Annotated in this window: 16 protein-coding genes; 9 read left to right on the top strand and 7 right to left on the bottom strand. The window is 69.8% G+C overall.

The window, feature by feature from the left end; genetic code table 11:
• The first annotated feature begins 90 nt into the window (after positions 1 to 90).
• The 3 genes from M4486_RS17050 (at position 91) to M4486_RS17040 (ending at position 3,889) form a co-directional block, all read left to right on the top strand.
• Positions 91 to 1,140 (top strand): ABC transporter permease, encoded by a 1,050-nt coding sequence (locus tag M4486_RS17050; protein ID WP_429798307.1) that lies wholly within the window; start codon positions 91 to 93, stop codon positions 1,138 to 1,140.
• A gap of 80 nt (positions 1,141 to 1,220) precedes the next feature.
• Positions 1,221 to 2,153, top strand: a complete 933-nt coding sequence (locus M4486_RS17045) for a carbohydrate ABC transporter permease (protein ID WP_429798345.1) — start codon at positions 1,221 to 1,223, stop codon at positions 2,151 to 2,153.
• 92 nt (positions 2,154 to 2,245) lie between these two features.
• The gene (locus tag M4486_RS17040; RefSeq protein ID WP_249478517.1) at positions 2,246 to 3,889 is read left to right on the top strand and encodes a type 2 periplasmic-binding domain-containing protein; all 1,644 of its coding nucleotides are present in this window, start codon (positions 2,246 to 2,248) and stop codon (positions 3,887 to 3,889) included.
• A 33-nt stretch (positions 3,890 to 3,922) separates the two neighbouring features.
• On the opposite strand, the gene M4486_RS17035 is transcribed toward M4486_RS17040, so the two are convergent.
• Positions 3,923 to 4,918 carry an amidohydrolase family protein gene (locus M4486_RS17035; protein WP_249478516.1) on the bottom strand — a complete coding sequence of 332 codons (996 nt, stop codon included), beginning with the start codon at positions 4,916 to 4,918 and terminating at the stop codon, positions 3,923 to 3,925.
• A gap of 11 nt (positions 4,919 to 4,929) precedes the next feature.
• Complete coding sequence (locus M4486_RS17030; protein ID WP_249478515.1) at positions 4,930 to 6,480, bottom strand: MFS transporter; 1,551 nt, start codon at positions 6,478 to 6,480, stop codon at positions 4,930 to 4,932.
• A gap of 286 nt (positions 6,481 to 6,766) precedes the next feature.
• On the opposite strand from M4486_RS17030, the gene M4486_RS17025 reads away from it, so the two are divergent.
• Positions 6,767 to 7,627 carry a winged helix-turn-helix domain-containing protein gene (locus tag M4486_RS17025; protein ID WP_249478514.1) on the top strand — a complete coding sequence of 287 codons (861 nt, stop codon included), beginning with the start codon at positions 6,767 to 6,769 and terminating at the stop codon, positions 7,625 to 7,627.
• 60 nt (positions 7,628 to 7,687) lie between these two features.
• Here M4486_RS17025 and M4486_RS17020 read toward each other — a convergent pair whose 3' ends face one another.
• Together M4486_RS17020 and M4486_RS17015 are read right to left on the bottom strand one after the other, a co-directional pair.
• Positions 7,688 to 9,580, bottom strand: a complete 1,893-nt coding sequence (locus M4486_RS17020; protein ID WP_249478513.1) for a glycoside hydrolase family 35 protein — start codon at positions 9,578 to 9,580, stop codon at positions 7,688 to 7,690.
• An 86-nt stretch (positions 9,581 to 9,666) separates the two neighbouring features.
• Positions 9,667 to 10,803: a CobW family GTP-binding protein gene (locus M4486_RS17015; protein WP_249478512.1), complete on the bottom strand. Its 1,137-nt coding sequence runs from the start codon at positions 10,801 to 10,803 to the stop codon at positions 9,667 to 9,669.
• A gap of 56 nt (positions 10,804 to 10,859) precedes the next feature.
• On the opposite strand from M4486_RS17015, the gene rpmB reads away from it, so the two are divergent.
• The 5 genes from rpmB (at position 10,860) to ykgO (ending at position 12,331) form a co-directional block, all read left to right on the top strand.
• Complete coding sequence (gene rpmB, locus M4486_RS17010) at positions 10,860 to 11,096, top strand: 50S ribosomal protein L28 (protein WP_200502113.1); 237 nt, start codon at positions 10,860 to 10,862, stop codon at positions 11,094 to 11,096.
• Between the two features lie 294 nt (positions 11,097 to 11,390).
• On the top strand, positions 11,391 to 11,558 hold the full coding sequence (gene rpmG / locus M4486_RS17005; protein WP_152351371.1) for a 50S ribosomal protein L33: 168 nt from the start codon (positions 11,391 to 11,393) through the stop codon (positions 11,556 to 11,558).
• Positions 11,558 to 11,863, top strand: coding sequence for a 30S ribosomal protein S14 (gene rpsN, locus M4486_RS17000; protein ID WP_249478511.1), 306 nt, complete (start codon positions 11,558 to 11,560; stop codon positions 11,861 to 11,863). Before rpmG ends, rpsN begins: the two co-directional genes overlap by 1 nt.
• Positions 11,864 to 11,933: 70 nt before the next feature.
• On the top strand, positions 11,934 to 12,212 hold the full coding sequence (locus M4486_RS16995; protein WP_249478510.1) for a type B 50S ribosomal protein L31: 279 nt from the start codon (positions 11,934 to 11,936) through the stop codon (positions 12,210 to 12,212).
• The gene (gene ykgO, locus M4486_RS16990) at positions 12,209 to 12,331 is read left to right on the top strand and encodes a type B 50S ribosomal protein L36 (protein ID WP_200502117.1); all 123 of its coding nucleotides are present in this window, start codon (positions 12,209 to 12,211) and stop codon (positions 12,329 to 12,331) included. The genes M4486_RS16995 and ykgO overlap by 4 nt, the downstream gene beginning before the upstream one ends.
• A gap of 141 nt (positions 12,332 to 12,472) precedes the next feature.
• Here ykgO and M4486_RS16985 read toward each other — a convergent pair whose 3' ends face one another.
• From M4486_RS16985 to M4486_RS16975, 3 genes are read right to left on the bottom strand one after another with little or no spacing between them, the layout of a single operon-like run.
• On the bottom strand, positions 12,473 to 13,435 hold the full coding sequence (locus tag M4486_RS16985) for a carbohydrate ABC transporter permease (protein ID WP_249478509.1): 963 nt from the start codon (positions 13,433 to 13,435) through the stop codon (positions 12,473 to 12,475).
• Positions 13,432 to 14,316: a carbohydrate ABC transporter permease gene (locus M4486_RS16980; RefSeq protein ID WP_249478508.1), complete on the bottom strand. Its 885-nt coding sequence runs from the start codon at positions 14,314 to 14,316 to the stop codon at positions 13,432 to 13,434. Before M4486_RS16980 ends, M4486_RS16985 begins: the two co-directional genes overlap by 4 nt.
• Positions 14,313 to 15,647 (bottom strand): ABC transporter substrate-binding protein, encoded by a 1,335-nt coding sequence (locus M4486_RS16975; RefSeq protein ID WP_249478507.1) that lies wholly within the window; start codon positions 15,645 to 15,647, stop codon positions 14,313 to 14,315. The genes M4486_RS16980 and M4486_RS16975 overlap by 4 nt, the downstream gene beginning before the upstream one ends.
• Positions 15,648 to 15,772: the final 125 nt, after the last annotated feature.

Genomic DNA, 15,772 nt, shown 5'->3' with positions numbered 1-15,772 from the left:
CCAAGATCATTTACGGTCATGCACAGCCTGTCAAGCAGCGAGGCCTGGCAGGGAGGCCGACCGGCCGTCGCATGAACTGCGAGGAGAGCCATGATCCAGACGATGCCGGCCGCAGCCGCGGAGGAGGAGGCGATCGCCCTGCAGGCGCAGGGAGGGAGCAGCCCGAGCCGCAGCGGAGAGAAGAGCCGTCGCAGCAGGAGGGGTCGCACTCCGCGGAAGCCCAAGGACTCGTTCGGGGTGCGCCTGCGCCGCGACTGGCAGATGCTCGTCCTGATGGTCCCCGGGGCACTGTGCCTGCTGCTGTTCTTCTACATCCCGATCCTCGGCAACGTGATCGCCTTCCAGGATTACCAGCCCTACCTCAAGATCACCGAGGCGCCGTACATGGCGATGCAGAACTTCATCGACCTGTTCGACGACAGCCGCTTCTTCCTCGCCCTGAAGAACACGCTGATCCTCGCGGTCGTCCAGCTCGTGCTCTTCTTCCCGGTGCCGATCGTCCTCGCCCTCGTCGTCGACTCGATGGTCACCCCGCGCCTGCGCAGGGCCTTCCAGTCGATCGTCTACCTCCCCCACTTCCTCTCGTGGGTGCTGGTGATCGCCCTGTTCCAGCAGATGCTGGGCGGCGCGGGCTTCATCAACAAGTTCCTGCTCACCCACGGCATGGAGGCGATCCCCTTCATGACCAACCCCAGTACGTTCCCGCTGCTCATCGCCCTCGAGAACGTCTGGAAGGACGCCGGCTGGGGAATGATCATCTTCCTCGCGGCGCTCGCGAGCATCGATCCCTCGCTCTACGAGTCGGCCGCGGCCGACGGCGCCGGCCGGTTCCGCCGGACCTGGCACATCACGCTGCCGGGCATGCGCCCCGTGATCGTGCTGCTGCTGATCCTGAACCTGGGCTCGATCCTCACCGTCGGCTTCGAGCAGTTCATCCTCCAGCGCGACGCCGTGGGGGCCGACGCCTCGGAGGTCCTGGACACGTACGCCTACTACACGGGCGTGATCGGCGGCGACTGGTCGATGGGCGCGGCCGCCGGACTCGCGAAGGGCGTGGTCGGCACGATCCTCGTCCTGCTGGCCAACAAGTTCGCCCACATGCTCGGCGAGGACGGCATCTACCGAGGGAGCGCACGATGAGCGAGCACACGACCATCCCGGCCCCCGAGATCGACGAGAACGACGCCGCCGCCCCGTCGGCCCGCCCGTCGACCCGAGCCATGAGGGACGACCGTTCCCTGCACGAGCGCATCTGGTCTCGCGCCCTCGGCCGCAGCGAGCGCGCCGCATGGATGGAGAAGCCCTCTCCCGGCCTGTCGATCCTCAAGGGCCTCCTGATCGCGGTGGTCACGATCTCGATCGTGGTGCCGATGCTCGTGGTCGTCTCGACCTCCTTCGCCTCGAGCGACCAGATCCGCGACGCGGGCGGGTACGTCCTGTTCCCGACCGACCCGACGCTCGAGGCCTACCGCACGATCTTCAAGAGCCCGCTGGTCTTTCGCGCGATCGGCGTGAGCGCGTTCATCACCCTCGTGGGGACGCTGCTCGCGCTGTTCGTGACGATCACGATGGCCTACGCGCTCAGCCGCCCGGTGCTCTTCGGCAAGCCGATGCTCATGGCGATCATCGTGACCCTGTTCTTCAGCCCCGGCCTGATCCCGATGTACCTGATGGTCAAGGAGCTGCACCTGCTGGACACGATCTGGTCGCTGATCCTGCCGGGCCTGTTCGCGGGCTTCAACTTCATCGTCATGCGCTCGTTCTTCATGGGCATCCCGAAGGAGCTGCTCGAGTCGGCCAAGATCGACGGCGCCAGCGATTTCACGATCCTGCTGCGGATCGTGCTGCCCCTGTCCAAAGCGGTCATCGCCGTGATCGGCCTGTTCTACGCGGTGGGGTTCTGGAACTCGTTCTTCAACGCCCTGCTGTACATCAACGACCAGTCGCTCTGGCCCATCCAGATGATCCTGCGCAGCTACGTCATCCAGGGCTCCTCGATGACCGCGGACACCCTCGGCGTCTCGCAGGCGCCGCCTCCGCAGTCGATCAAGATGGGCGTCGTCGTCGTGGCCCTCGCGCCCATCGTGGTCGTCTACCCGTTCCTCCAGAAGTACTTCTCCAAGGGCGTCATCACCGGCGCCATCAAGGGCTGATCAGCGCAGACGCCCTCTGCGCAGCTCGACACTCCCTCCCCTCCCCCACGCTCCGCGACGGCTCCGCCGCGGTCATGACGAAAGGACACACCATGAGCTTCGAGATCGGACGTCGTCAGCTCCTCGCCGCAGGAGGCGCCGCCGCCGTCGCCATCGGCGCGGGCGCCTGCACCGCGAGCTCCAGCCGGTCCGGCGGTGCGAAGAAGTCGGCCGAGGTCGAGCTTCCGACCTACAAGGCGCTCGAGGGCCTCACCCCGGATCTGAAGGGCGACGAGAAGGGCCTGCACAACGTCTTCCTCAAGGCGCCCCAGAAGCTCCTGAGGACCACCGAGAAGAAGCCGATCACCTCGGGCACGATCTCGGCGCTCACGCAGACCTTCGCGACGCCCCCGCCGCCGATGAAGTCCAACCCGTTCTGGAAGAACCTGAACTCGGAGCTGGGCGGGACCCTCAAGATGCAGGTCGTCATCGACTCCTACCCGGACAAGTTCGCGACGATCCTCGCCTCCGGCGAACTTCCCGACCTCATGTGGGTCCCACCGAATCAGGGCATCCCGAACGTGGGCCCGATGCTCGAGTCCCAGTTCACCGACCTCACGGAGTACCTCTCGGGCGATGCCGTCCTCGAGTGGAAGAACCTCGCGGCGCTCACCCCGAGCTCGTGGCGCACCGCCGTGGTCAACGGCAAGATCTGGGGCGCCCCGATCCCCTCGACCCCGTTCGGCCAGGTCTACCTGGGCAACCCCGAGGTGTGGAAGGAGGTCGACGGCTTCCAGTCGAACGACGCCGACGAGTTCCTCGAGAAGTGCAAGGACGTGTCGATCAAGGGCAAGCGCTGGGCGCTCGAGCCTTTCCTGCCCAACGCCTTCCACATGTTCGGCGAATGGTTCGGGGTGCCCACGGGCTACCGCGTGAACGAGGACCGCACTCTCACCGCCTCGTACCAGACCGACGAGTACCTCGAGACCCTGGAGTACGCGCAGAAGGTCTTCAAGGCCGGCGTGTTCTACCCGGACCTGAACCTCGCCGAGTCCTCGCAGTACTTCGCCAACGGCACCATCGGCGCGATCGTGTCCGTCGGCCCCCGCGGCGCGTCCGAGTACCGCCACTACAACAAGGACCTGCTCGCCGACATCCTCATCCCGTTCGCCGCGGACGCGGACCGCACCCAGGTCTACGACATGGGCTACGGGACCGTGGGCTTCACGCCGCTGAAGAAGACCGACGACGAGAAGAAGATCCGGGAGCTGCTGGATCTCATCAACTACCTCTCGGCTCCCTTCGGCACCGAGGAGTACATGACGGTCAACTGGGGCCGTGAGGGCCAGGAGTACGAGGTCGAGGACGGCAACTACGTGCTCACCGAGGACGGCGAGACGAACGTGCCCGGCCTCCAGAGCGCACTGGAGATCATGGCCGCCGGCGAGGGCGTCATCTACAACCCGATCGCCGACGACTCCGAGTACATCTACAAGCAGGAGAAGAAGCTGCTCGAGCATGCCTCGCAGTCCCCGATCAAGGGGCTGTACTCGGACACCGCCTCCTCCAAGGGCACGGAGCTCAGCACTCGCCTGAACGACGTGCGCGACGACGTCATCCAGGGCCGCAAGACCATCGACGACTTCACCAAGGCGCTCAAGGCCTGGGAGGACGGCGGCGGCAAGAAGATCCTCGAGGAGTACGCGGAGGTGCTGCCCGCGGACGTCCCGGTGACCAAGGACCCGAAGAAGAAGTGACCCTCTGAGGGGCGTCCTGCCCCCGGTCGCCCCTCAGATCCTCCCGCCGTACAGGCGCTCGGCGTTGCCGCGCAGGATCCCGGTGATCGCCTCGTCGTCGAGCTGCGCGGAGCGCACGTAATCGACCGCGCGCACATACTTCTCGCGCTGGAAGTACGGGTGGTCCGAACCGACCATGATCCGCGAGGCGCCCAGGACCTCTGCGGTCACCCGCAGCGACGGCTCGGAGAAGTTCGCCGCATCCACCATCAGGGAGGCGAGCGTCGTCGACGGCGAGGCCGGGAACGCGTTCCAGTCCTCGTAGTTGTCCTCGAGCCGCCGGACCAGGAACGGGAGATCGCCGGCCAGGTGGGCGATGTGCAGGGTGAGACGAGTGAACCGCTGCGGGATCCCCGCCTTCATCAGCTGAAGGGTGGCGATGGCATCCTCGACGGGTGCCCCGTTCACCCAGTCCAGGCCCCAATCCGTGATCAGCGGGGATCGAGCCCCGCTCCCGGTCGCATGAATGTTCACCACGGTCCCGAGCGCGTCGAGAGCGGCCCACACCTCCTCGAAGGCTGCGTCGGCCGGAGAGGCGCCGTCGGGCAGCACCGCCGGCAGGGAGATGCCGACGACCCCTTCCTCGCCGGCGATCCGCTCGAGCTCGCGCAGCGACGCCTCCACGTGCGGCAGGGGCAGCGCGCCGTACAGCAGGAACCGATCCGGGTGAGCACGCCGGATCCTGTCGTACTCGTCGTTGATCCAGCGGGCCGCGACCGCGGAGGCCGAGGGGTCGGGGAGCGACGGGCTCTGGGGCGTGACGGCGAGGACCTGGACGCCGACCTGGGCGGCATCCATCCAGCGCAGCCGTTCGGACAGGTCCGCGTCGCTGGAGTCGGCGCCCAGGTTCCGGGCGATGGCCGTCGTCGAGGGATCGGCCCCGCACTCCTCGAGCAGATCGAGGTAGGCGGCCGGGTAGACGTGCGCATGCGTGTCGATCGCTCCGTCGGCGAGCGCACCCGATCGCGCGGTCGATGCGTTCGTGGTCATGGAGGACTCCTTCATCGTTCCGCGGACGGCACGGTGCCATCATGCCTCTCGCCCTGACGACGGGCGAACGACGCGAGCACTGTGCTCACCGCGCTGAGCACGAGGCCGATCAGTGCGATCGTCCCGAGCGAGGTGGCCGACGGGACGATGCCGCCGTCGGCCTCGGCGACCAAGCCGGCGGTGATCGCGGCGACCAGTGCGCTCGCGATCGCCGAGCCGATGGCGCGCATGAGCGCGTTGACCCCGTTGGCCGATCCCGTCTCGCGCGGCGGCGCGTAGCGGACCACGAGCATGGGCATCGCCGCGTACGCGATGCCCACGCCGATGCCGATCAGGGTGGTCCACACGATCGCGACCGGTGCGCTCGGCGTCACGAGCAGGCGCAACAGATACCCGAGCGCCGTGACGACACCGCCGATCTCGAGGACGGGACGCGGGCCGAACCGTGCGGCCAGCCGGGCCGTGAGCGCCGCCACGGCGAACATGGCCGCCGCGTTGGGGAGCATCGCGAGACCTGCGGCGCTCGCGCTCCACCCGAAACCGCCCTCGGTCGTCGGATTCTGCAGAGTGCGGGTGGTCAGGAGGAGATTCATGAACATGAGGATCCCCATCAGGATCGAGGCGGTGTTCGTGAACAGCAGCGGACGCGAGCCCGAGGTGCGCAGGTCCACCAGCGGCGACGCCTGACGCAGCTCGAACGCGCCCCACGCGACGGCCGAGACGACGCCGACGAGCAGGCTGCCGAGCGACGCGGGACTCCCCCAGCCCCATGTGTTCCCCTGCGACACGGCCAGCAGCAGAGACGTGAGTGCGATGGACAGGAGCACCGCACCCACCAGATCGAAGCGGCCACGAGGATCGGCGGGGGCGCTCGCGGGGAACACGAGGGCGATGAGAAGGATCGCGGCCACGGACAGCACGGCGGAGGTCCAGAACATCCCCGTCCAGCCGATGGACGAGAGGATCACGCCGCCGAGCGGCACACCGATCCCCCCGCCCACGCCGAGCGTCGCCGAGAGGATCGCGAGCGCCCCGCCGACGCGGTGCGGTGACAGGCTGTCCCGCATCTGCGCCATCGCGACGGGCACGAGAGCGGTGCCCAGGCCCTGGAGTGCACGTCCGAGGACGAGCGTCCCGATCCCGCCCCAGGGCGCGATGACGGAGCCGAGCAGCACGAATGCCATGGACAGCACGAGCATGCGGCGCTTGCCGAACAGGTCTGCAAGACGGCCGATGATCGGGGTCGCGACCGCACCGGTCAGCAGCGTCGCGGTCACCAGCCAGCCGACCGCCTCCTGCGTGGTGCCCAGGAGTGCCGGGAACTGCGGCACCGCCGGCACGACGAGCGTCTGCTGCAGCGCGACCACGAGACAGCTGAAGGCCGCGACCGCGATCAGGAGCCCGTGAGGAGCGTTCGCCGGTGCAGCGCTGGGGCCGGCCGGAGCGTCTCGGGGGCCTGAACCTCCCGGATCCGCATTGCGGGCGCGCCTGTCCAGGGCATCGGCAGATACGGGATCGAGGGCGGCGCCGGCGGAATGCGCGCCGGTTGCAGTGCGTGGCATGAGCTTCTCTCCGAGGTGGTGCGAGTTCCGATGCGCGCGCCGCGCATCGGGCGTCCTGACGCCCTCGATCCCAGCGCGGCGGCGCCCCGTACCGGTGGAACTCGCACGTTTCCGGCAGACTGACAGCTGAACTCCACGTGAGCCACCCAGAAGGAGCGCCATGGCCGCAGAACCGTCACTCCCGCCCGAGCGGACACGGCACTCCGGAGCGAGCGCGGGGCGGCCCCTCCACCACGGGTCGTCGACCGGCGTCCCCCGAGGTCCCCTGTCCGTCCGATTGGACCCGATGGACAGGCGTCTGCTGACGGCTCTGGATCGGGACCCGGGGGCCAGCATCGTGGAGCTCGCCGGTCGGCTGGACGTCTCCGAGCGCACCGTCGCGCGCCGTCTGCACAGGATGATCAGCGCAGACGTCGTCCGGATCCTGGGGCGCACTCTGCCGGGGTTCGGGGGTCGTCTCGCGCGCCTGGTCCGCGTGCATGGGCCGACGCCCGCGCTCGCGCACCTGGCCGGCGACATGGCGACGCAGGACGAGAGCCGGTGGGTGCGCCTCTCCCGGGACGGCGGGGAGCTGATGTGCGGGTTCGTGGTGAACGCGGACGAATCTGCCGATCCCCTGCAGGCGGCGGCCGCGGAGAGCCCTCGGCTGCAGGTGCAGGCGCACGACCTATTGGAGGTGTGGAGCGGCTCGGCGGACGCCGTGCTCGCCCCGGCCCGGGAGCTCGAACCCGTGGACCACGAGATCCTGTCGGCCCTCGCCCACGACGGCAGGATGCGCAGCGAGACTCTCGCCCGACGCGTCGGCGTGGACCGCAGCACCGCGTCCCGGCGCCGACGGCGACTGCTCGAGGAGGGGGTCCTCTACCTCGAGGCGGACATCCACCCGGCCGCGGTGGCCGAATCAGGAGACGCCATGCTCTGGATGCGCGTCGCACCGGGAGGGATCCGCGAGCTCGGTCGTTCCCTGCGCTCGCGCCCCGAGGTGCGGTTCGCCGCCGCGACGAGCGGCCCGTGCACGATCGTCGCCAACGTCGCGCTGCCGGATCGTTCCGACCTGGTGACCTTCGTGGACGAGCAGCTGGCGGGCCACGGGGTCGCGCACTGCGAGATCGTCACCATGGGACGTGTGCTCAAACGCGCGGGGTGAGGCGACAGGCGGCTCGAACGCGTCGACGGCAGCGGCCCGAAGCACGCCATCGCCCGACGGTCAGTCGAACAGCGGCCGGTCCACCAGACGGAGGCGGCTCGGCACCCGATCGAGATCCAGCAGCAGGACCTCGTTGCGTCCCTCGCGGATCCAGGGCGCGGGAACGTACAGCGACTGCTGGGGGCCGATGCCCCAGTACCTGCCCACGCAGCGCCCGTTGACATAGGCGACGCCGTGCCCCGCTGCGGAGAGGTCCAGGTGGGCGTCCGCCTGCTGCTCGGTCTCGAAGGAGGCGACGACGAGCACGGGGAGGGCGTCCGCCTCGGCAGCACCACACGGAGCGGCCTCGACCGGTGGCAGGTCGGCGGCCACCCGGGCGAGCTCCTCCCCCATCTCCTCGAGCGGCCAGGGATCGGCCTCCCAATCGCCCAGGAAGCGCACGCGGTCCCAGACGCCGCGCAGGATGCCCTTGCGTCCGCCCAGGTAGGGGCCGAAGTTCACGCGCCCCAGGTTCTCCACGAGGATCTCCACGCGCACCGTGCGGTGCCCGCCCTCGGGCAGCAGACGGTCGACGAACGGCGCGAGCTCGACGACGGCGGGATCGGTCTCCCCGGCCACGGTCCCGTCGACCGCGCCCTGCGCGCCGATGCCCGCGGACCCGACGGCGATCCCATCGACGTAGACCCATGCCCGGTCGGCGAGGCCGAAGAGCTTCAGGGGCGCGAGGGTCCGGGTGCCGTCGGCGCGGTCGGAGGCCTCGATCTCGACGTCCCGTGAATAGCGGAGGATCCCGCGCTCGAGCCCGAGGTCCTCGAAGGCGGGCGGCACCACGTGGGTGGGCGCGGTGCGGGTGAAGCGCTCGGACGCGCGCAGCGGCGCCATGCGCTCGATCTGCACGTCGCGGGCTCCCAGGGCGGCCGGCTCCGCGTCGATGCCCAGCTCGGCCAGCTGCTCGGCGAGTGGCGGCAGGTCGCGATGGCGGGCGATGACCTCGCGGAAGGCGTGGAACTTCTCGGTGAGGCGGCCGTCCTCGGCGATCGGGGCGTCGTAGTCGTAGCTCGTGGTCGTGGGCTGCAGGACGCCGTCGTGGTTCGCGCCCGCGGTGAGCCCGAAATTGGTGCCGCCCAGCGCCATGTAGAAGTTCACGCTCATGCCGGCGGCGAGCATGTCCTCGAGCTCGGCGGCGGCGCTCCCGGCGTCCCGGCTGTGGTGCTCCTCGCCCCAGTGGTCGAACCAGCCGTTCCAGAACTCCATGCACATCAGGGGCCGTGCCGGCAGCTCGCGCTGCGCCATCTCGAGCACGTCCCGGGTGCGGGAGCCGAAGTTCACGGTGGGCAGCGCGCCGTCGATCGTCCCGGCGGTCAGCCACATCCGCGCGGGGCCGTCGGACGTCACCAGCAGCTCCTCGATGCCGCGGGCGCGCAGGCCGTCGCGCAGGTGCGCGAGGTAGAGGGTGTCGTCGCCGTAGGAGCCGTACTCGTTCTCGACCTGCACCATCACCACATTGCCGCCGCGGCCCACCTGCCGCTCCGCGATCACGGGGATCAGCCGGTCGAACCAGTCGTCGACGAGCCGCAGGTAGGCCTCATCGTGCACACGCAGACGCATCCCACGGTCGCGCAGCACCCAGCCGGGGAACCCGCCGTTCTCCCACTCGGCGCAGATGAAAGGGCCCGGCCGCACGATCGCGTCCAGCCCCTCCTCGGCCGCGATGTCGAGGAAACGCCCCAGGTCGGCGATGCCCTCGAAGGTGACAGTCTCGGGATCGGGCTGGTGGATGTTCCAGGCGACGTACGTCTCGACGGTGTCGCAGCCCATGGCGACCAGGCGGCGCAGCCGGTCCCGCCACTGGTCGGGGTGGACGCGGAAGTAGTGGATCGCGCCGGAGACGATCCGGTGGGGCTCGCCCCCGCGCAGGAAGCCGTCAGGGGTGGGCTCGAGCAGGGCAGGCATCGTCGGGAGTCCTCTCGGTGAACCGTTCTACGGGCGCCAGTCTTCCACGGTCCGGCGCGGGGCGAGCCGCCGCCCGCCCCGCACCCTCAGGCGGCGGCCTCGCGCTCCCCGAGCCACGGGGCGAGCCGGTCCTCGATGCCGAGCCACGGGGCGAGCCCGTCGGCCCATTCCTCCGGGGTGAGCAGGATGCGGCCGAAGGCGCGGCGCACGCGCTCGGCATCGGCCGGTCCGACGCCCGTGACGACGAGCCGCGTGGTGGGCAGGTCGCGCCCGGCGTCGGCGATCGCGCCGATCGAGACCTGGCCGCCGGCGCCGTCCCACTGGCAGATCGTGCCGGGGCGGTCCGGGACCCAGAAGCGGCCGCGGCCGCGCAGCCGGCCCGCGCCGAGCTCCTCGATGTGCTCGAGGAGGCGATCCGGGTGGAAGGGCCGGTCGGAGCTGAGGTCCAGGGTCCAGGTGCCGTGCGCAGTGGGCCCGCCGTAGGGAGCGACGCGGCGGGGGTCGCGGCGCGCCTCGGCGCGGGCGCGGGAGTGGCGGCCCAGCAGCAGGGTCTTGGGGTGCAGCGTGTGCATCGAGGCGGCGACCTGCTGCTCGGGCGCCCGGAGGTGCTCGATGAGTTCGCGGGCGGCGCCGTCGGCCCCGTCGAGGACCAGCAGATCGGCGTACTCGATCTGGGCGGCGAGGGCCTCGCCCACCGCGCGCTCGTCGCCGTCGGCCCACTGCAGCCCGCGCTCGGCGAGGGTGTCGTCCTCGAGGAGGTCGTGCACGGCGGTGCGCGTGTCGACGACGGCGGCCGAGGCGCCCAGGTGCCAGCCCTGCCGCCCGGGCAGGATGGTGCGCACGACCACCTCGGGGTCGGCGCTGATCGGCGGGGCGAGCAGCAGCCCGTTCCAGCGGCTCTCGCCGGCGAGGCGCGCGAGGAGCGGAATCGCGTCCTCGCGCATGGCGCAGGAGACGCAGGGGTGGTCGAGCTCGACGAGCGAGTCGTCGATCACGCGCTCGGCGTCGCCGAGGACGCGGCGCAGCGCACCGTGCTCGGCGTCGACGTCGTAGCGCAGGGCGAGCATGCCCGGACGCTCGAGCAGCAGGCTCGTGACCAGCACGTCCCGCAGGACCGGGTCGATCGAGGAGATCAGGCTGACGGGAAGGGAGCCGGTATCGGGCACGGGGCGGAGGGGCCCGTGGGCATCGGGGCCGCCGTGTGCGGCATCGTTCGCGGACATCGGTCGCGACCTCACTTCTTGACGAGAATGATTATCAGTAGCTAGTCTCCTCCATCATGACCCAACGTTGTCAAGTCACCGGCGCCGTGCCGCGGATGGGACGGAACGTCTCCCACTCCCACCGCCGTACGCCCCGCCGCTTCAGCCCGAACATCCAGCACAAGAAGTACTTCGTCCCCTCGCTCGGCCGCACCGTGCGGCTGACCCTCTCGGCCAAGGGCATCAAGATCATCGACCAGCGCGGCATCGACGCGGTGGTCCAGGAGATGCGCGCGCGGGGCGAGAAGGTCTGAGGGCCGCGGGGCCGACGGGACGAGGGTCCGACGGGCCGACGCCCCCAGGGGCCGACGGTGATGTGACGTGCGAGCACCTCTGACATCGGGACGGGGCTGCCGGGCGTCGTACCGGGCACGGAAGGAACGGGGCGCGCGATCTCAGGCAGGCGGCCCCGCCCCCGCCGAGTCGAGCACCGCGTCGCACGGATCCCTCGCGGCCCCGCTCCTCGATCACCAGTCCTCACCACCCCCGCGCGGCGCCGTCGGCCCGTGCGTATCGATCCACCCATCACGACCCGCAGGAGGGCACCCATGAGTCGTCGCAACGACGTCCGCCAGACCGTGAAGATGCGTTCCACGGCCGGCACCGGTTTCACGTACATGACCACCAAGAACAGGCGGAACACTCCCGACCGCCTCAGCATGCGCAAGTTCGACCCGCGCGTGCGCGAGGTCGTCGAGTTCCGGGAGGAGCGCTGATGGCCAAGACCTCGAAGATCGCCGCCGACGAGCGCCGACGCGCCGTCGTCGCCCAGTACGCCGAGCGTCGGGCCGCCCTCAAGCGGGCCGTCAAGGACCCGGCCTCCTCGCCCGAGGAGCGCGCCGATGCCCAGCGGTCCCTGCAGGCGCTCCCCCGCGACGCGAGCCCGACGCGCCTGCGCAACCGCGACGCGATCGACGGCCGCCCCCGCGGCCATCTGCGCCGCTTCGGGCTCTCGCGCGTCCGCTTCCGGGCCGCCGCCCACCGCGGCGAGCTGCCCGGCATCACCAAGTCCAGCTGGTGAGCCGCGTCCGTCGGCCGATCCGCCGGCGGCCCGACTCCCCCATCCCTCCGACTCCCCGAAGGAGCTCTGCATGAAGAACGGCATCCACCCCGACTACCACCACGTCGTGTTCCGCGACGCGGGCGCCGGTCATTCGTTCCTGACCCGCTCCACCGTCACCTCGGACAAGACCGTGCTGTGGGACGACGGCCGCGAGTACCCCGTCATCGACGTGGAGATCTCGTCCGCCTCGCACCCCTTCTACACGGGCAGCGCCCGCGTGGTCGACACCGCCGGTCGCGTCGAGAAGTTCCGCCGCCGCTACGGCACGAAGAGCGCCGGCGCATCCACCCAGGAGGCCGCCCGATGAAGGTCCGCAACTCGCTGCGCGCGCTGAAGAACCTGCCCGGATCGCAGGTGGTCCGCCGCCGCGGGCGCACCTACGTGATCAACAAGAGGAACCCCCGCCTGAAGGCCCGACAGGGCTGACCGGGCCGGCCGCGCCGAAGGCGCGCAGCGCCGCACGTCGGCCCCGACGACGAAGCGAGGGTGGCGAACCAGGATCCGTGGATCGTGGTTCGCCACCCTCGCTTCTCTGCGTGCGGGCCCGCGACGCGGACCGCCCCGCGCTCAGCCCTTGACGGAGCCCTCGGTGAGGCCGCCGCGCCAGAAGCGCTGCAGCACGATGATGAGGATCGCCAGCGGGATCACCGAGAGCAGCGCGCCGCCCACGGTGAGCTGGTAGAACTCCGGCAGACGATCGGTCTGGGCCCGCCAGTTGTTCAGGCCCAGGGTGATCGGGTACAGCTTCTCGTCGGCCAGCATGACCAGCGGCAGGAAGTAGTTGTTCCAGATCGCGACGAACTGGAACAGCAGGATCGTCACGATCGCCGGCACCAGCTGGCGCAGCACGATGGTGTGGAAGATCCGCATCTCGCTCGCACCGTCCATGCGGGCGGCCTCGAGGACCTCGTCGGGGATGGCCGCGCTCGCGTAGATGCGGGCGAGGAACAGGCCGAAGGGGCTCAGCAGCGAGGGGATCAGCACCGACCAGTAGGTGTTGGTGAGCCCGATCTTGCTGAACACGAGGAACAGCGGCAGCGCGGTCGCCGTGCCGGGCACCAGCACGCCGCCCAGGACGAACGCGAAGATCGCGTTGCGGCCCGGGAACTCGAACTTGGCCAGGGCGTATCCGGCGGCCACGGCGAAGTAGCACGCGAAGACCGCGCCCACCCCGGAGTACAGCAGCGAGTTCAGCGCCCAGCGCGGGAACGCACCGCCGTTGGCGGTGAGCACGTCGCCCAGGTTCGAGAACAGCTGGAAGCTCTTGCCCAGCCAGAAGCCGTTGGTGCCGAAGAGGTCCTCGGTGGACTTCGTGGCGTTGACGATCACCCAGTACACGGGCACCAGGAAGTACAGCGCGACGATCACCAGGATCGCGGTGACGATGATGGTGGTGGTCGGCTTGGTGCCGGCGGTGCGGGACTCGCGGGCGGCCTTGCCGGTCTTCGTGCGCTTCGAGGTCGCGCCCGGCGTGCCGGCGCCCCCGGTCGAGTGCGCGGACGATCCCTGCGTCTGCGTCGAGGTGCTCATGACTTCCTCCCCAGACGGTTGGAGATGCCCAGCGCGGCGGCCGAGAGGATGAACGCGGCGAGGGCGATGATGACCGCCTCGGCCGAGGCCATGCCCAGGTCGTTGTACTGGAACGCGTAGGCGTAGGCGGACAGGTTGGGCGTGTACTCCGAGTTGATGCCGGAGCTCATCGAGGAGAGCACCTGGGGCTCGGCGAACAGCTGCAGCGTGCCGATGATCGAGAAGATGATCGTGAGCATCAGCGCCGGACGGATCAGCGGCAGCTGGATCGAGGTGACCACGCGCAGCGGTCCGGCCCCGTCGATCTTCGCGGCCTCGTAGAGGTCAGCGGGTATCGCCTTCAGCTGGGCGATGATGATGAGCATGTTGTACCCGGTGTAGGTCCAGGTCACGATGTTCGCGATCGACCACAGCACCATGTTCGGACCCAGGAAGTCGACGTCGATGCCGACCCAGCCCAGGGCGTCCACGATCGGGCTGAGGCCAGGGACGTAGAGGAACGACCACAGGATCGTCGCGATCACGCCGGGGATGCCGTAGGGCAGGAAGTAGGCGGCGCGGAACAGGCCCGGCCACCTCGCGCTCGCGCTCTCCAGCAGCAGGGCGAGGATCGTCGAGGCGACGATCATGACGGTCACCTGCACGACGCCGAAGGCCAGCATCCGCAGGATCGAGTCGGTGAAGTTCTGGTTGGTCAGGGCCGCGAGGTAGTTCTCCAGGCCGGCGAAACGGCTGACGGCGCCGTCCTCGCCGACCAGCCCCGTGCGCTGCACCGTGAGGAAGGACTGGACGATCGCGATGATGATCGGCAGCACCATGGTGAACAGGAACAGCAGCAGGAAGGGCGCCATCAGCACCCAGGGAGCGCTCTTGCTTCTCATTTGGCGATCTCCACCTTCAGGCCGATCTTGCGCATGATCTCGGCGATGTCGTCCTGGGCCTGCGGGAGCATCTTGGTGAAGGTGCTGCCGCCGCCGACGACGTCGAGCATGCCGTCGCCGAGGCGGTCGATGATCCGCTGCATGAGCGGCGCCCAGGTCCAGTCGAGGTTCTGGCCCTTGGCCATCGGCTCGATGACGTCGACGTTGTACTTCTGTCCGGAGAAGAAGTCGCTGGCCTTCTCGCGGGACTTGCCGATGTAGTCGGCGGCCGGGGACCAGCCGATGCCCGAGTTCTCGATCATCGCGTCGATGCCGTCGGGGTCGGTGCACATCCAGCGCAGGAACTCGAGGGCCTCGGCCGGGTGCTCGCTCGTGGACAGGACCGCGGCCGAAGAGCCGCCGAGCCCGCCGGAGGCGTACCCGTCGTCCCAGCGGGGCATGTCGGCCACGGCCCACTTGCCCTTGCCGCCGGGGACGGTCTCGATGAGGGCGTCGCCCCACGAGCCGCCGACGTAGGAGAGCACGTCGCCCTTGCCCGCCGCGGCGTACCACGGCGTCGAGAACGCGCCGTAGCCGGTGGAGACGAGCTTGTCGGCGAAGATGCCGTCCCAGAAGTCGGCCATCTCCATGGTGGGGTCGTCGGCCATGTTCAGCACCCAGGTGTCGTCCTGGGGCTCGAACCAGACGGATCCCTTCTGCATCGCCCAGAAGGGCAGCACGGACCCGTCGCCGGGGTCGAGCGTCATCAGGGTCTTGCCGGCCTTGGTGACCTCCTCGGCCACGGTGCGGAACTCGTCCCAGGTCTTCGGCGGGGTCAGTCCGAGCTCTCCCTCGAAGACGTCCTTGTTAAAGAACATCGCGCCGGGCCCGGTGTCCTGCGGGACGGCCCACAGCGAGTCGCCGACCTTGATCTGCGCGAAGGCTCCAGGGTCGAAGTCCTTCTCGTCGTCGGCGAAGCCGTAGCGCGAGAGGTCCGTGAGCGCGCCGGCGAGGGCGAACTCGGGGACGCTGCGCAGCTCGACCTGGGCGATGTCCGGGCCGCCGCCCGCGGCGACGGCACTGAGGATCTTGGCGTAGCCGCCGGCGTTGCCGCCGGGGATCCAGGTGGCGTTGACCGTGATGCGGTCCTGGGAGGCGTTGAACTTGTCGGCGACCTTCTGGAGGTCCTTCAGCCAGGCCCAATATGTCAGGGTGACGGGCCCGTCCGACGGAGGGATGACCGCTTCCGCGTTCACCTTCCCTGCGCCGGTGGGGGCACATGCCGCGAGGCCCGCGGCGAGGGCTGCTGCGCCCCCGGCGAGGGCCGTGCGGCGTGGCACGAGCGGTCTCATGGGTACTCCTCTTCCTTGCGAAGTCGGGGCCCACATTAGCGCTCGGCGACTATTTGTGGGGCGCCACACAGCTCCCGGAGTTCCGCATCGGTGGCGCGCAGAGCTTCCGCAGGTCCGCGACCTCG

It is taken from the genome of Brachybacterium kimchii, from assembly GCF_023373525.1.
GTDB lineage: Bacteria > Actinomycetota > Actinomycetes > Actinomycetales > Dermabacteraceae > Brachybacterium > Brachybacterium kimchii.
This window is presented reverse-complemented; position numbering and strand designations above follow the sequence as displayed.

Bases quoted from the DNA above. Each gene is read 5' to 3' on its own strand.
- M4486_RS17050 (WP_429798307.1), top strand. From the start codon at position 91: ATGATCCAGACGATGCCGGCCGCAGCCGCGGAGGAGGAGGCGATCGCC.
- M4486_RS17045 (WP_429798345.1), top strand. From the start codon at position 1,221: ATGAGGGACGACCGTTCCCTGCACGAGCGCATCTGGTCTCGCGCCCTC.
- M4486_RS17040 (WP_249478517.1), top strand. From the start codon at position 2,246: ATGAGCTTCGAGATCGGACGTCGTCAGCTCCTCGCCGCAGGAGGCGCC.
- M4486_RS17035 (WP_249478516.1), bottom strand. From the start codon at position 4,918: ATGACCACGAACGCATCGACCGCGCGATCGGGTGCGCTCGCCGACGGA.
- M4486_RS17030 (WP_249478515.1), bottom strand. From the start codon at position 6,480: ATGCCACGCACTGCAACCGGCGCGCATTCCGCCGGCGCCGCCCTCGAT.
- M4486_RS17025 (WP_249478514.1), top strand. From the start codon at position 6,767: ATGGACAGGCGTCTGCTGACGGCTCTGGATCGGGACCCGGGGGCCAGC.
- M4486_RS17020 (WP_249478513.1), bottom strand. From the start codon at position 9,580: ATGCCTGCCCTGCTCGAGCCCACCCCTGACGGCTTCCTGCGCGGGGGC.
- M4486_RS17015 (WP_249478512.1), bottom strand. From the start codon at position 10,803: ATGTCCGCGAACGATGCCGCACACGGCGGCCCCGATGCCCACGGGCCC.
- rpmB (WP_200502113.1), top strand. From the start codon at position 10,860: ATGACCCAACGTTGTCAAGTCACCGGCGCCGTGCCGCGGATGGGACGG.
- rpmG (WP_152351371.1), top strand. From the start codon at position 11,391: ATGAGTCGTCGCAACGACGTCCGCCAGACCGTGAAGATGCGTTCCACG.
- rpsN (WP_249478511.1), top strand. From the start codon at position 11,558: ATGGCCAAGACCTCGAAGATCGCCGCCGACGAGCGCCGACGCGCCGTC.
- M4486_RS16995 (WP_249478510.1), top strand. From the start codon at position 11,934: ATGAAGAACGGCATCCACCCCGACTACCACCACGTCGTGTTCCGCGAC.
- ykgO (WP_200502117.1), top strand. From the start codon at position 12,209: ATGAAGGTCCGCAACTCGCTGCGCGCGCTGAAGAACCTGCCCGGATCG.
- M4486_RS16985 (WP_249478509.1), bottom strand. From the start codon at position 13,435: ATGAGCACCTCGACGCAGACGCAGGGATCGTCCGCGCACTCGACCGGG.
- M4486_RS16980 (WP_249478508.1), bottom strand. From the start codon at position 14,316: ATGAGAAGCAAGAGCGCTCCCTGGGTGCTGATGGCGCCCTTCCTGCTG.
- M4486_RS16975 (WP_249478507.1), bottom strand. From the start codon at position 15,647: ATGAGACCGCTCGTGCCACGCCGCACGGCCCTCGCCGGGGGCGCAGCA.